The organism is Halomonas halocynthiae DSM 14573 (assembly GCF_000425725.1).
Lineage (GTDB): Bacteria > Pseudomonadota > Gammaproteobacteria > Pseudomonadales > Halomonadaceae > Halomonas > Halomonas halocynthiae.
On sequence record NZ_AUDZ01000013.1, the window covers coordinates 1 to 15,305 of the forward strand.

The following is a 15,305-nucleotide window of genomic DNA, read 5'->3' on the forward strand; positions in this document are numbered from 1 at the left end:
GCCTAACTTTCGGCTCGTTGCCTGCAGCGGATGCGTACTTTACGACCTTGCTTGGCACAGTGCAAGCACTTTGTAAAAAATAAGCTGACTCCCAAGGGAGCCAGCTTATTTTCAGGCAAAGAAAAAACCAAGAATGCCGTGTCAGTGCCGCGTTTCAAGCCGGACCGTGCCACTTCCAGAGCTCCAAGAGGTCACATTTACTTCATAGCGCCCAGCTTCAAGCTGCTGAGTAATACGTGAGCCAAGACCAAGACCTGGGGCATCATCATTTTCCACTTCCACACCGTTACCACTCAAACGCAACACCGTATCAATCGTGGGAGATGTCGCCTCAAGTGTGACGGCTGCGGCCTCATCCAGCACTAACTCATAACTCAGCGCGCCACCAGACTGCATGTTGCCAATAACAATCTCGCTGGGGCCAATATCGCCACTATTACGCAAGGTGCCTTCAAATACCTCGCCCATCGCCTCCAAGCGGTAAACGCCATTACCCGAGTGGCTTTGAGCGTCGATGGTGTAGCGGCCCGGCTGAAGCACCGCCGAAAGCAGCGCATTGAGCTCTCCGCCACTGTCATCATCGCTGATATCAACGCCATTGCCGTGTAAACGGATCAGTGCATCGAAGCTTGAGGAGTCCAGCGCCAACCGAAGGTCCGTCGTTTCCTCCAGCGTCAAACTATAGCTATTGGGCCCAGTGCTGCCTAGCAAGCCTTGTAGGCTATCGCCTAATGCCAGCTCTCCTTCATTGACAAACTCACCATCAAAACTGGCTTGGCGCACTTCCAGGTTATAACTACCGCCACTTCCATAGCCTTCTACAACCACCTGGTAGCTACCCGGCATGAGAACCGTTTCCAGTAAAGAATCCGTTCCTCTCATTCCACCAGGGCTATCATCGTTACTAAGGTCCTGTCCCTCACCACTAACTCTCAAGATTGTATCGAACTGGTCTGAGCCCAGCGCAATAGAGATCTCGGAGACCTCATCGATGTTCAGGCTATAACGATTACGTGCTCCACTTTCAAGCTCACCAGTAATACTATCGCCATCTCTCAATGGACCTTCATTGCGCATGCCGGTCGACAGATCATCAGAACTGACCAACAACTGATAGGCATCACCTAAAACCAGAGCATCACTACTGCAACTAGTGCTAGCTGCAGTAGAGGAAGACGGAGTTATATCAACCTGATAGTCACCTGGCGCCAAGTACGCTTGAATACGTTGTTCACCATCAATACAGTCCGGCGCATGCTCCTGGACACCCTCACCATTGAGAGAGAGCGCTAACCCGCCACCACTGGATAATGACAAATCAACCCGACTGGCCTGTTTAAGATTCAGCGTGTGGCTTGCGCCACCTTCTTCAAGATGACCAACGAACGGCGTATCGATAACCAGCTGCTCGGCCGACTTCTGAGAATGAGGTTGCAGCTGATATGGGCCAAATGCCTTCGCGTTGTCACCACTGACCACAACCAGCGTGCACTCTTTTTGACTCGTGCCGGCAAGCAGTGACAACGGTTTGCCAGCCTGTGCCTCGACAGCCCCAAGAAGTGTGCCATCAGAATCAAAGGCCGTCAGCACACCAGCAAAAGGTGCATTGAGCACATATGATTTCACGCCGCCAGCACCTTCAGCGGGGCATAACCAATGTGAAGAATAGCGAGAACCATTATTGAGATTCACCGAACTCGCCGTCGTCAACTCGCCACTTAACGCATCGCCCACCGACACTTCGGGAGCAGACACAAAGCGCGCACTACTACTCTGCTGCTCATTGCACCCTGCCAGCAAGACCAACCCGGCCACAACAACAACAGCACGCCCTCGCGACTGGCGCAGCGGCCCCAGCCATTCACTTTTCGCTATCTTATCCTTCACACTCACTCTCCTTAGGGTTTGGCATCAACAAAGGGCGGGCCAGTAAAGCACATCGGCGCCTAGCGTTTAGCGCCAGAGCACCGAACCATGGCGCCACAATTCGGCAAGCACATGCCAAGGTGGTAACCAAGGCAACAAACCAGCCACCACCAGCAACATCAACAACGAATTAACAGGCCGAGCATAATCAAAAGGCTTAAAGGCCGTACCAAAAGAGCGCTTGATTCGCGCTCCTCCTAAATCAACGCTATATAGCTCATCCAACAGTAGATGAACTAGGCAACCAATGATCAGCGCAGCTCCTTGTGCCCACGCCAACTCAGCCGGCTGCTCCAGCAAACGATAGCTCGCGGCGGTGACTGCCAACCCGCACAGCCCCGCAGCCAGCCATGAGTGCCAAATGCCTCGGTGCACTGAAAACTGCTTGAACACCGCACTCAGCAAGTAGCGCACCCCTAGGTAGAGCCCACAGCACACCACCAGTAAAGCACCAGCATCGAGCTTGGAACGTAAAATAAACGCCCCAGTAATAATCGCCAACACAGCAATCGCATTAAATACCAGCCGCACTGCGCGGGAGTGATCAGAGTCGATATCTGGCAGGATGCCTCCAAACGCGACCAGTACAGCAATAGGCGCAGCTTGAGAAAGGCTCCAACTACCAGAATACCAACCCCCAAGCGAGAACACCGCTCCAGCACCCGCAGCAACGGTCATGTGAGTACGAAAACCAGCCACCTCAACCTCAAAACTGTATATAAAACCAGATTATGAACCGGAGTGGCCAGTAATATCAATCAGTTGCATTAATTATTTCATACTCAATCAGCACTTACCTTCAAGTACTCATTTTTTAGCGTTACATAGTTTCCAGCGGTGTAAGTGAAAAAAGCACGCTCTGCCTCCTTTAACGGACGCAATTGACGAGCCGGATTGCCAGCGTAAACATAGCCGCTTTCTAGGTGCTTACCCGGTGTAACAACCGCACCTGCTGCAACAATCACCTCATCATCTACTCGCGCTCCATCCATCACCATAGCCCCCATACCCACCAGGATACGACTGCCCAACGTACAACCATGCAAAATGGCCTTGTGGCCAATGGTGACATCATCACCCACTGTCAGCGGGTAACCTTCAGGGTTAAAGTCGCTGGCATGAGTGATATGCAAGACACTGCCATCCTGCACGCTGACCCGCTGCCCAAGGCGAATACGGTGCATATCGCCACGAATCACCGCCATTGGCCACACCGAACAGTCATCCCCCAGCTCAACATCTCCTAGCACCATAGCTTGTGGGTCGATATAAACACGCGCCCCGCTGCGTGGCGCCACACCCTGCCAGGCTCTGATGTGATAGCTTGCACTCACGATCATCTCCTTATTTTTTTATCTCACTGAAAAATCAACAGCCTAGCTGCCACATGCTCACAAAAGCCCTGACACTAAAACAACCAGCGTGAGTGGGATAGACACCCAGCGCAACAGTTGTCGCCATAGCTGAAACCCCGTCTTTCCGATCCCGAGTGCATCTTGCGCTGCTGATTCAGGCATGACCCAAGCGGCAAAAAAGGCAATCAATAGGCCACCCACCGGCAGGAAAACCTCTGGCGGAATCGTGCTAAAGAGTGCAAAAACGTTCATACCAAACAGAATGTCAACTTCACTAATTGTCGAAAATGACAACACACACGCAAAACCTGCCAACCACACCAATGTGCCAATCAGTGTCGCCGCATAGCCGCGCCGAAGCCCCCAGCCCTGAAGGGTTGCCACCATTGGCTCGGCCAGATTGATCGATGACGTCCATGTCGCCAGCAACAGCAATAAGAAAAATAGCGATAACCACAGCGAGCCAAACGGCAGGTTAGAAAACGCAACAGGCAAGGTCACAAACATCAGGCCTGGACCTTCACTGGGGTCCAGCCCTTGCGCAAACACCACCGAGAAAATAGCAATGCCAGCTAACAAGGCAACGGAAATATCGAGCACCGCCACCGCTACAGCCGCCCGAGGCAGGCTCTGGTTCTCTGGCATATAGGCGCCATAGGCCATCAGGGCACAGGCCCCTACAGCCAAAGTAAAAAATGCATGCCCCATGGCCTGCACCAGCACCATGGGCGTAACGGCAGAAAAATCTGGCCGGAACATCCAGCTCAATGCTCTGCCAAATCCGCTGGTGGTTACAGCGTAGCCTGCCAGTACCAACAGCAATAAATATAATAACGGCATCAGCAGGTTATTGAGCCTTTCTAATCCTCTGGATACACCAGAAGCCACCACACCCATGGTCATAATCAAAAACAACGTGTGGTTGAAAGTCATCAATCTGGGGTTAGCCAGAAAAGCATCGAAACTCGTGCCCACTTCTGCCGCCGTCTTTCCCACAAACTCACCGTTGATGGATGACACCAGAAATTCAATCGACCAGCCGGACACCACCGAATAGAACGACAGAATGCAAAAGACCGTGAACGCCCCGAACACCCCCAACCACCACCACTGCTTACTGCGCCCTGCCTGGCCAGCCAGGTAAGCTAGCGATGCGGCTGGGCTACGGCGCCCTGCACGGCCGATCAGAATTTCGGCCATCATGACCGGAAGCCCTAACAACAGCACAAAAGCCACATACAACAACAAAAAGGCAGCACCGCCGTTTTCACCGGTAATGTAGGGAAAACGCCAGATATTACCTAACCCAACGGCTGCACCGGTGACTGCCAGAATAAAGGCACGACGACTACTCCAGCGCTCCAGCGTCTCGTTCATTTACCGCACTCCGCATTATTCATGTCAAAGCGAAGCAGACTAGCACATTGAAACCTGTTGCGGTCGCCCACACTTCTTAGTCATCGCACTTACAGTATCCAACGAACCGCCTGCCATGTGCTTGCAGGCATCAGCATAGATTTTCTACTTTTCCTTTTCATACCGTTGAGGCCTGCATGTCTGCCAACCCCCTGCTCACTTCCCACACGCTGCCCCCTTTTGCCGAGATTCGACCCGAGCATGTGGTGCCGGCCATCGAGACTTTACTGGCGGAAAGCCGTAGCGCCACCCAGGCGTTGGTTGATCAAGCCACCAACGAGACGCCTGAATGGAGCACTCTGGCCGAACCACTGGAAGCGCTTAATGACCGATTAGCTCGCGCTTGGTCGCCGGTCTCGCACCTCAACAGCACCATGAACACCCCCGCGCTGCGCGATGCCTATGAGCAGTGCCTACCAATGCTATCGGATTACAGCACCTGGCTGAGCCAACACGACGGCTTATTCCGTGCTTGGCAGGCGCTCAAAGACGGGCCTGGCTGGGAGACACTGAGCGAAGGTCAGCAACGTACCGTCAACAACACCTTGCGCGACTTCCGCTTGGCGGGTGTTGATCTCTCAGATGAAAAAAAGCAACGCTACGGTGAGATCCAAGCGCAACTGTCGAGCCTGTCCAACACGTTTTCCAATCAACTGATGGATGCCACTCAGCACTGGCACCTGGACCTCCCAGGCGATGACCAAACCGCCAGCAGCCGACTCGCCGGCCTGCCCGACAGCGCACTAGCCACACTCGCCGCCAACGCGGAAGCCAAGGGGCTGTCAGGCTATCGCATCACCCTAGACTTCCCGAGCTTTCTCCCCGTAGTCACTCACGCTGATGACCGTGAGCTACGCCGTGAAGTCTATACCGCTTTTATTACCCGAGCGTCTGACGTGGGTCCCGATGCTGGGCGCTTCGATAACGCCCCTATCATGGAAGAGATTCTGGCGCTACGCATCGAGCTGGCTAAATTACTGGGCTATACCAGCTATGCTGACTACTCGCTGGCAACCAAAATGGCTGACTCACCTCAACAAGTGATTGGGTTTCTCGAAGACCTGGCAGCGCGAGCTGTGCCCCAAGCGCATGAAGAGTTCCACGAGCTCAGCGCGTTCGCCAACCGCGAACTGGGGTTAGAAACTCTGGAGCCTTGGGATATCGGTTACGCCAGCGAAAAATTGCGCGAAGCCCGCTACGCCATTTCTCAGGAACAATTGCGCCCTTACTTTCCCGCCCCTAAAGTCGTTATGGGGTTATTCAATGTTATTGAGCGACTCTACGGCCTCAGTGTCGAAGAAGATGAAAGTGCGCCTCGCTATCACCAAGATGTGCGTTTCTATCGCTTGCTCGAGCAAGGGCAGCCGATTGCTGGCTTCTACTTAGACCTTTACGCTCGGGAAGGCAAACGCGGTGGCGCTTGGATGGATGAGTGTCGCGTACGGCGACTCAACGGAGACGAGCTGCAACTGCCGGTCGCGTATTTGACCTGCAACTTCACCCGACCAGTAGGCGACAAACCGGCACTGCTGACCCACGACGAAGTCACCACACTATTCCACGAGTTCGGCCACGGGCTGCACCACATGCTGACCCGCCAGACTATTGCTGATATCTCCGGCATCAACGGCGTAGCTTGGGACGCTGTGGAGCTACCCAGCCAGTTCATGGAAAACTACTGCTGGGAACGCGAAGGGCTAGACCTGATTGCTGGCCACGTTGATAGTGGTGACCCGCTACCCGCTGAGCTATTCGAGAAGCTGTTAGCTGCCAAAAACTTCCAGTCGGCCATGGGCATGGTACGCCAACTAGAGTTCTCACTGTTCGATTTCCGCCTGCACTGGGCAGAACATGCGCCTGATACAGCAGCGGTTCAACGTTTACTCGATGAGGTTCGCGGCGCAGTTTCCGTGGTGCCCCGCACGGAACTCAACCGCTTCCAGAACGGTTTCGGACACATTTTTGCTGGAGGCTATGCCGCGGGCTACTACAGCTACAAATGGGCCGAAGTGCTCTCTGCTGACGCCTGGAGCGCCTTCGAAGAAGCCGGTATCTTCGACAACAGCACCGGGCAACGCTTTCGTCAGACAATTCTCGAACAAGGCGGCCTTCGCGATGCAGCCGAACTGTTCCATACCTTTCGTGGTCGCGAACCCAGCATTGAACCATTGTTGCGCCATAGCGGCATCCGCGCCGCTTAAACATAACTGCTGAGCTGAGTCGCTGGGCACCGCCCAGCGGCCTTAGCAGGGAGATATCATGAACACCCCCAAACGCTTTATTGCCGGCGCCATCTGCCCCCGATGCGCCGAAATGGACCGCATCCGCTCTTGGGAACATAACGGCGTACGTTACCAACAATGCGTCAGCTGTGACTTTTTTGATCAAAAGGCCATCGAAGAAGACACTCCCACCGAGCTAGAAACCCGCGTCAACCGCCCCAGTCCCGAACCACCAAAAGATGAGCTACAAACAGTGAAAATTCTCGACCCACGGAAGTCTTGATACCTCACCTCTTTGCTTCCAGCAGGTCGCATTCAGCAGATCAACTGCACGCAGGTTACGCTGAATCAAACACTTCCTGCTAACCGGAGATGGCGATATTCAAAGCGCTCGAGCTAGCCACTAATTCATGCTAGCTGGTGCGCTGTGCATGATTTATGGCGGCATCTACAGCGATATCGCTGACTTGGTTATCGGTGTGATGATGCTATTTAGACAGCGCGGTCGCGGCGGCCCTCTGTCCAGAAAAAAGCCTGACGATGCACCTGAAGCCGCCTCTTCGAACTACGTTTATCGAAACGGCATGCCATGAGGTTTCAGCATCCCGAAACACAAGGATCCCGCCAGATAGCGGGATCCTTGTGTTTCACCTGAACGCCGCCTTGCGACTCAACCAGTAATGTTATCAATTACCTTCAACACTGGCCCAGCTTGGTTCAGCGTGTAGAAGTGCAGCCCCGGCGCGCCACCATCTAGCAAACGCTGACAAAGCGAGCTAATCACTTCTTCACCAAAGGCAGAGATAGACTCACTATCATCGCCATAAGACTCAAGCTGCTTACGAATCCAGCGTGGTATCTCAGCGCCACAAGAATCCGAGAAACGCGCCAGCTTGGAATAATTAGTGATCGGCATGATACCGGGCACAATAGGCGCTTCGACGCCCAGAGCCCTAACACGCTCGACAAAATGAAAATAACTGTCGGCATTAAAAAAATATTGGGTTATAGCTAAGTTCGCCCCAGCATTCATCTTGCGTACAAAATGCTGCACATCTCGCTCAAAATTTTCGGCCTGAGGGTGCGACTCGGGATACGCCGCCACAGCAATTTCGAAGTGATCGCCCGTTTCATTGCGAATAAATTCCACCAACTCATTGGCATAACGCAGCTCACCAATTCCCCCCATGCCCGAGGGTAAGTCACCACGCAGCGCAACCAGGCTATCAATTCCATCTTCACGAAACTGTGCTAATACATCACGCAGCATGCCTCTCTCGCTGCCAATGCACGATAAATGTGGCGCCGTATTAATACCGCTTTCACGCACTGCACGCACGGTACTCAGGGTTCGCTGCTGAGTGGAGCCGCCAGCACCATAAGTCACAGAAAAAAAGCGCGGTTGACGGTTGGCCAAAGCATCTCTGACCGTGACTAATTTATCACGCCCAGCGGCGGTGTTTGGTGGGAAAAACTCAAAACTGATGCCCAGCGGATGCTCTTGCGCATTCATTGCCTGGTTCCTCTTTTCTTGCGTAGTTGCGTAATATTTTATACTGGTTTCTTTATACAGCACTCAGCATGAATAAAAACTGATCAATGTTGACCACATGCAGTCCGCCTAGTGTGCCGACAATAATTTATCGCGAACAATGCAATTTTCGCCACCCGGAATAAGCAAAATTCATATAAACACAAGCCTGCATATTCCCAACAATTATAAAAGACCATCGATCGACTGACAATTTTTTTCGTGCCGCGACAGTCGGGCATCATCAGGGCATGATGCAATAACATTTCTTTGGCTCGTTACGGTAACGTTGAATGACTCTTGACCCCTCTACGCTGCTTGGCCCGCTATGGACATTACTCGCCTACGTAGCACTGGGCATATTCGCCGCTCGCCAGCTATCAGTTGACCCTCGCCCCATTGCCACACTGCTGATCTATCTGATTGCTCCACTGACCTTCTTCCGTGGTCTCGTGTTAGGCGGCCCGACTCCTGCCGATTTATTGATAACCGCTGCGCTATTCGTCACCGCTTGCTGTGTCGCATTACTGGTCAATGCCGTAGCCCAACGCTTGCTGCCAGCCGACGAAAGTGCCGTACTCGCGTTTTCAGCGGGCACCGGCAACACTGGCTACTTCGGCCTGCCGGTTGCTATCGTGCTGCTACCCAGCGAAGGCGTGACCCTGTATCTGTTTGCCGTGCTAGGCGTCACGTTATATGAGTTCACCTTGGGGTTTTATCTCAGTGCGCGCGGGCGCTTCTCAGTGCGTGAAAGTCTGCTAAAAATTACTCGCCTGCCGCTCATCTATGCCTTTCTTGCTGCCCTGCTATTCGAAGGTATCGGCGCCGAGGTTCCTGCCAGCGTAATGCGCGGCCTCGACGTATTTCCCTCGGCCTATACCCTGCTGGGCATGATGATTATCGGCATGACGCTGGGCCGCGTCTCGCCTCGCGAGTTCGACCTACGCTTTATTGGAGCGTGCGTAGGGGTACGTTACTTGCTGTGGCCAGCGCTGATGTTGACCGCGGTGATGGCGATTCAAGCCAGCATCGGCTTGTCACCAGAGCTGGCAATGGCGTTACTGTTGGTGGGCGTCGTACCCATGGCCGCTAACGTTGTTGTTGTCGCCATGGAGCTGGGTATCGCTCCCGAAAAAGGCGCTTTGGCCGTACTGCTTACAACGCTGGCGGCACCGCTACTGATTCCTTTTTATCTCGGGTTAATGCTGCCGCTGGTGACTGGCTAAACCCCGCCACCCCTAGCTCAGCCAGCTGTTGCGCTAACTCGGTCACCTACGGATGATTAAAAAAGTCATGCAACGCCACGGCGCGCACTGGGCCAATACCAGGCAGAGCTTGCCACTGTGCAACCGAGCGGCTAGCCAATGTTACCCAGGCATTCCCACGAGGGCTGCCCGATAGCGCCGCCTCCCAGCCTGGCGGAACGCCTAACGCCTCAAGCCAGTCGTTAAAAGGACGCTGACGTGCTTCAAGAAACTGCTGCACCAGCGCCTTTCCACGTACCGGGCCGATACCATAGGCGCGGCGCAACTCGGCTTCACTCAACACAAAAGCATCCAGCAGTTCGCTCAGCAGCTCAGCATCATATAGCGCCTGCCACGTTCCAGGACCGACGCCAGCAAGCGCCAGCGCATGTTCACCACCTAACCATTCAAGCCGAGCCATAAATTGCTGCTCACAACTCGGCAGCGGCTGCCAGCAACTCAGGGCGTGATAGCGCGACGCGTCTGGCGCTTCGATGCTGGGCCGCATACTGGCTCGCCATACCACACCCTCAAGGCGCGGAATCACTAACCCTGCCAACGCCAGCCGCACTTGATCGCCAGGGCGAATATCCAGCCCTTGCCAGCGTGCCAATGAACCGACAGACACCCGCGTGATGCGCCGACCATCCATTTCTACTGGCACCAGCTTGAGCACCGGTGTGATACGCCCGGTACGGCCGATGGTGAACTCAACATCACGCACCTCAGCTAGCGCTTCGCGAGCAGGGTATTTCCAAGCCGCTGCCCAACTGGGTGGTGTAGCACGCCACTGCCCAGAGTTGGGACGCTGCCCCTGCTTAAGCACCACGCCATCAGTGGCAAACGGCAAAGCGCTGCGATACCACTGCTCACGCAGCGCTTTAACCTCGGAGAACGTTGCCGCACGTTGCGTCCACTTTGCGGTATCAAAACCCAGCGCTGTCAGCCCCGCCATTCGTTCAGCCATGGCGTCAGGGCCTGTCGGCCAGTCCCAAACAAAAAGACCGATACGCGCAGCCAGCTCAGCAGATAACTGCTCTCGAGCCAGCCAGCCTGCCACAAGGCTTCGACCTCCGGCGCTCCCATCGCGCTGCTGAACATGCTTAGCCTCACGACGATACAGCTCACCTTGAAGCACCAGCTCTTGATTCAGCCACGGGCCTGTTATCAGCCGATTAGGCACGCCCGGTAGCTCTAGCACTCGGGCTGTCCAGTCTTGCCCAGTCATGCCATCACCGCGACTGATGGCACGCACCAACACGCCCTCGCGATACACCAAGCTTACAGCGACGCCGTCGACCTTGGGCTGCACCCAAATATCTGCGACAACCTGGGCATTCTGGCGCGGCGTGAACCACGCTCGTACAGCAGCCTCATCAGCCAGCTTGATAAGCCCACCCTGAGCGACGGGGTGAGCTACCTCGCCAGCAGAGGCGAGGCCGATCTCATCGACAAGAGGCGTTAGTGTGGAAAAACATTGCTGCCACAGCACCAGTCGCTGACGCGCTTGGTCATAAACGGCATCACTAACCGACGAACGACCCTGCTCTCGATAAGCGCGATTCCAGCCACTCAACCGTGCATGCAGCGCCGACACTTCTTGTGCCGCACGCGACGCGGACCAGCTAGGGCACTCGCTTTGAGACGAGAGCGGAGCTTGAGCTTGAGCTTGAGCTTGAGCTTGAGCAACGCTACCGCAAACACAGAGTACAAAATATATAATCAGGCCTAAGCCTGCACGAGGCATACACAGAAAATTTCCCATAGGATCCCTCCTCTCGGGCATTTCCTGAACATAGCAGAAGCCCCGCTCGGCGATACCGGCGGGGCCTATATATTTTCAACTTTTTCCTACCCGCTTGACACGCAACTAACCGTCGCTTTCACCGTTAGTTCTGGGCAGCCTTAAATTCCTGCCGCTTTACGCAACGCGTCAGCTCGATCGGTTTTTTCCCACGGGAACGCGGTAAACGTCTCGGTGTGCTTATTGCCGTTAGTGTCGGTCCAGTCGTAATTAGCCTCAAAGGGCTCGCGACCGAAGTGACCGTAAGCCGCCGTCAACTGATACATCGGGTGGAGCAGGTCGAGCATGCGCGTAATCCCGTCTGGGCGCAGATCAAAATGCTCACGCACTAGTTCAGCAATACGCGCATCATCAATCTTGCCCGAGCCAAACGTGTTGATTGACACCGAGGTAGGCTCAGCCACACCAATAGCATAAGACACTTGTATCTCGCAGCGTTCAGCCAGGCCCGCAGCCACGATGTTCTTAGCCACATAGCGCCCCGCATAAGCAGCGCTACGATCCACTTTAGACGGATCTTTACCAGAAAAAGCCCCCCCACCGTGACGCGCCATACCGCCATAAGTGTCAACAATAATCTTGCGCCCAGTCAGGCCACAGTCACCAACAGGCCCGCCAATCACAAAGCGACCCGTGGGGTTGATATGATACTGCGTTGACTCAGTCAGCCACTCAGCGGGAATAACTTGCTGAATAATCTCGCGCTTAACCATTTTGCGCAGCTCGTCCTGGTCGATATCAGGATCGTGCTGGGTTGATAACACCACTGCATCAACACCGCAGGGCTTGCCTGACTCATCATAACGGAACGTTAATTGACTCTTGGCATCCGGGCGCAGCCAAGGCAATAAGCCACTTTTACGCAACTCAGACTGGCGCTCTACCAAACGGTGAGAGAAATGAATCGGCGCAGGCATGTAGCTATCGGTCTCGTTAGTGGCATAGCCAAACATCAGACCTTGATCACCCGCCCCCTGCTCTGCCGGCGTTTCACGATCAACGCCCTGAGCAATTTCAACACTTTGCTTACCAATCAGGTTAAGCACGCCGCAGGTCTCACCATCAAAGCCTACGTCAGACGAGGTGTAGCCAATTTGGGTAATCACCTTGCGTACCAACTCTTCCAGATCGACCCAGGCAGAGGTAGAAATTTCACCGGCCACAATAGCCACACCGGTCTTAACAAGGGTTTCACAGGCCACACGCGCCTGCTTGTCGCGGGCGATTATGGCATCAAGCACCGCATCAGAAATCTGATCCGCTATCTTGTCCGGGTGGCCTTCAGAAACAGACTCAGAAGTAAAAAGGGAGTACTCGCTCATGGCGCTCGCGACCTGCAGATATAAGTTAATAACCTCTCCGCAGGCAACGGACTGCGGGCATTTGATAGCATAAAGTCTACACCTTCGATGCGCTGCATAACAGCACATACAAATCTGTAAGGCACAAACCAAACCGCCAATTGAAGGCCAGCGCTATCTCAGCGACAATATGGCACCGGATTCACAATGTGCCGCATCACAAGCATGTGGTACGACACAGCTGGACAACCAGCTGACACCTTACCGTGCGCTCGACTTTTCGCCGTCTGAGGCACCTAGACCGTGATTGCTTACCATCCGCCACAGGCGAGGAGCTGACTCATGCCGTCCCGTTTCGAACTGGCCAATGCCATTCGCGCCCTATCCATGGATGCCGTTCAGAAGGCCAATTCTGGTCACCCTGGCGCTCCCATGGGCATGGCTGACATTGCCGAAGTGCTGTGGAACGACACTCTCAAACACAACCCAGCCGACCCCAAGTGGCCCGATCGAGACCGTTTCGTGCTCTCTAACGGACACGGCTCTATGCTGCTTTATTCGCTGCTTCACCTGACCGGCTACGACTTGGATCTGGAACAGTTACAGAATTTTCGCCAGTTCAACGCCAAAACTGCCGGCCATCCAGAGTTTGGCTACGCACCCGGCGTCGAAACCACAACAGGCCCGCTGGGGCAGGGGCTGGCAAATGCTGTAGGCATGGCGTTAGCCGAAAAAACACTAGCCGCACAGTTCAACCGGCCTGGGCACCGTATCGTCGACCACCACACCTACTGCTTTGTTGGCGACGGCTGCCTGATGGAAGGCATTTCTCATGAAGTGTGCTCTTTGGCTGGCACGCAACAACTTGGCAAGCTGACGGTATTTTTCGACGACAACGGTATTTCCATCGACGGAGAAACCAAGGGCTGGTTTACCGACGATACCGCTAAGCGTTTTGAGTCTTACGGCTGGCACGTAGTACCTGCAGTTGATGGCCACAAGCCCGAAGAAATCAAGGCCGCCATTGAGCTGACCAAGCAGCATGATGATAAGCCCAGCTTAATCATGTGCCAAACAGTGATTGGCTTTGGCGCACCCAATAAACAAGGCACCGCTGCGACTCACGGCGCGCCCTTGGGTGACGATGAAATTGCTGCAGCCCGCCAACAGCTTGATTGGCCACATGCCCCGTTCCATGTGCCAGAGCCCATTTATCAGGCCTGGGACGCGCGCGAAGCTGGAGCCGCTGCCCAACAAAGCTGGCAGGAACGCTTAGAGCACTACCAAACCGAGCACCCAGAGCTGGCGCGTGAGTTTAGTCGCCGTATGCAGTGCAAGCTACCGACTGAACTTCCCCTGGAAGCCATGGTTCAACGGGCCCAAGAAAAAGGCGAAAGCATTGCTTCACGCAAAGCGTCTTTCAACTGCCTAAACGAGCTAGGCCCGCAACTGCCAGAACTGTTAGGTGGTAGCGCTGATTTAGCGCCGTCCAACCTCACATTCTGGAACGGTGCCAAAGCGATTACGCCTGACACTCAAGACGGCAACTACTTACACTACGGCGTACGTGAGTTCGGTATGGGTGCCATTATGAACGGCATCGTGCTGCACGGAGGCTTTATTCCCTACGGCGCCACCTTCCTGATTTTCATGGAATACATGCGCAACGCAGTACGCATGGCAGCCTTAATGGGTAAACGGGCTATCTACGTATTTACTCACGACTCCATCGGCCTTGGCGAAGATGGCCCTACCCACCAGCCGATAGAGCAGCTGACGAACCTACGCTCAACCCCAAACCTTTCCACGTGGCGCCCTTGTGACGCAGTGGAAACAGCCGCTGCCTGGGGAGCGGCTCTCAAGCGTCAATCTGGCCCTACTGCACTCATCCTGTCGCGCCAGAACCTGCCACACCAGGAGCGTAGCAAACAACAATTAGCCGACATCCAGCGCGGTGGTTACATTCTGAAAGACTGCGATGGCACACCTGAGCTGATCTTGATTGCTACCGGCTCCGAGATCGGCTTGGCCATGGAGGCTGCCGCGATACTCTCTGAGCAAGGCCGCGCGGTTCGCGTAGTGTCGATGCCAGCAACCGATGTATTCGACGCTCAAGACTCAGCCTACCGCAACGCCGTACTACCAGCCGACGTTACCCAGCGTATCGCTATTGAGGCTGGCCATCGCGATTTCTGGTTCAAATATGTTGGCTTAGAAGGCCGCATTGTCGGCATGAAAAGCTTTGGCGAGTCGGCCCCAGCAGGAGACCTGTTCAACCACTTTGGCTTTACTGTTGATAACGTAATCAACACAGCGGAAACACTGTTGAACAGCCCACGCCGTTAATCGGCCTGCCACCTTTGTTAGTATTAAGGCAGACCTCAGCAATATAAATGATGCAGCAAAACAAAAAGGGCTCGACTATTGTCGAGCCCTTTTTAGATATGCGACGCCTTGGCTGAATTGCGCTAGAATGCCGGATTTATTCTCATTGCCAACAAAATAA

At 54.5% G+C, this 15,305-nt stretch carries 11 protein-coding genes; 4 read left to right on the plus strand and 7 right to left on the minus strand.

Going from position 1 to position 15,305, the window contains the following annotated elements; genetic code table 11:
* Nucleotides 1-141: 141 nt before the first annotated feature.
* From H616_RS0100020 to H616_RS0100035, 4 genes are all read right to left on the minus strand, one after another.
* Nucleotides 142-1,887, minus strand: coding sequence for a hypothetical protein (locus tag H616_RS0100020; RefSeq protein ID WP_027965517.1), 1,746 nt, complete (start codon nucleotides 1,885-1,887; stop codon nucleotides 142-144).
* A 66-nt stretch (nucleotides 1,888-1,953) separates the two neighbouring features.
* On the minus strand, nucleotides 1,954-2,625 hold the full coding sequence (locus H616_RS0100025; RefSeq protein WP_027965518.1) for a metal-dependent hydrolase: 672 nt from the start codon (nucleotides 2,623-2,625) through the stop codon (nucleotides 1,954-1,956).
* A gap of 83 nt (nucleotides 2,626-2,708) precedes the next feature.
* Nucleotides 2,709-3,260, minus strand: a complete 552-nt coding sequence (locus tag H616_RS0100030) for a gamma carbonic anhydrase family protein (protein ID WP_027965519.1) — start codon at nucleotides 3,258-3,260, stop codon at nucleotides 2,709-2,711.
* 57 nt (nucleotides 3,261-3,317) lie between these two features.
* On the minus strand, nucleotides 3,318-4,658 hold the full coding sequence (locus tag H616_RS0100035) for a sodium-dependent transporter (RefSeq protein ID WP_027965520.1): 1,341 nt from the start codon (nucleotides 4,656-4,658) through the stop codon (nucleotides 3,318-3,320).
* A gap of 176 nt (nucleotides 4,659-4,834) precedes the next feature.
* Here H616_RS0100035 and prlC point away from each other — a divergent pair, with 176 nt between their 5' ends.
* Entirely contained in the window at nucleotides 4,835-6,898 is a 2,064-nt protein-coding gene (gene prlC, locus H616_RS0100040) for an oligopeptidase A (RefSeq protein WP_027965521.1), read from the plus strand.
* A gap of 58 nt (nucleotides 6,899-6,956) precedes the next feature.
* Nucleotides 6,957-7,202, plus strand: a complete 246-nt coding sequence (locus H616_RS0100045; protein ID WP_027965522.1) for a YheV family putative zinc ribbon protein — start codon at nucleotides 6,957-6,959, stop codon at nucleotides 7,200-7,202.
* Between the two features lie 387 nt (nucleotides 7,203-7,589).
* On the opposite strand, the gene metF is transcribed toward H616_RS0100045, so the two are convergent.
* Nucleotides 7,590-8,432 (minus strand): methylenetetrahydrofolate reductase [NAD(P)H], encoded by an 843-nt coding sequence (metF, locus tag H616_RS0100055; RefSeq protein ID WP_027965524.1) that lies wholly within the window; start codon nucleotides 8,430-8,432, stop codon nucleotides 7,590-7,592.
* A gap of 311 nt (nucleotides 8,433-8,743) precedes the next feature.
* Here metF and H616_RS0100060 point away from each other — a divergent pair, with 311 nt between their 5' ends.
* Entirely contained in the window at nucleotides 8,744-9,676 is a 933-nt protein-coding gene (locus H616_RS0100060) for an AEC family transporter (protein ID WP_027965525.1), read from the plus strand.
* Between the two features lie 46 nt (nucleotides 9,677-9,722).
* Here H616_RS0100060 and ligB read toward each other — a convergent pair whose 3' ends face one another.
* Complete coding sequence (ligB, locus tag H616_RS13825) at nucleotides 9,723-11,459, minus strand: NAD-dependent DNA ligase LigB (protein WP_240470502.1); 1,737 nt, start codon at nucleotides 11,457-11,459, stop codon at nucleotides 9,723-9,725.
* A gap of 140 nt (nucleotides 11,460-11,599) precedes the next feature.
* A complete protein-coding gene (gene metK / locus H616_RS0100070; RefSeq protein WP_027965526.1) occupies nucleotides 11,600-12,820 on the minus strand; it encodes a methionine adenosyltransferase in 1,221 nt (406 codons plus the stop codon).
* Between the two features lie 321 nt (nucleotides 12,821-13,141).
* On the opposite strand from metK, the gene tkt reads away from it, so the two are divergent.
* Nucleotides 13,142-15,145 (plus strand): transketolase, encoded by a 2,004-nt coding sequence (gene tkt, locus H616_RS0100075; RefSeq protein WP_027965527.1) that lies wholly within the window; start codon nucleotides 13,142-13,144, stop codon nucleotides 15,143-15,145.
* Nucleotides 15,146-15,305 lie beyond the last annotated feature (160 nt).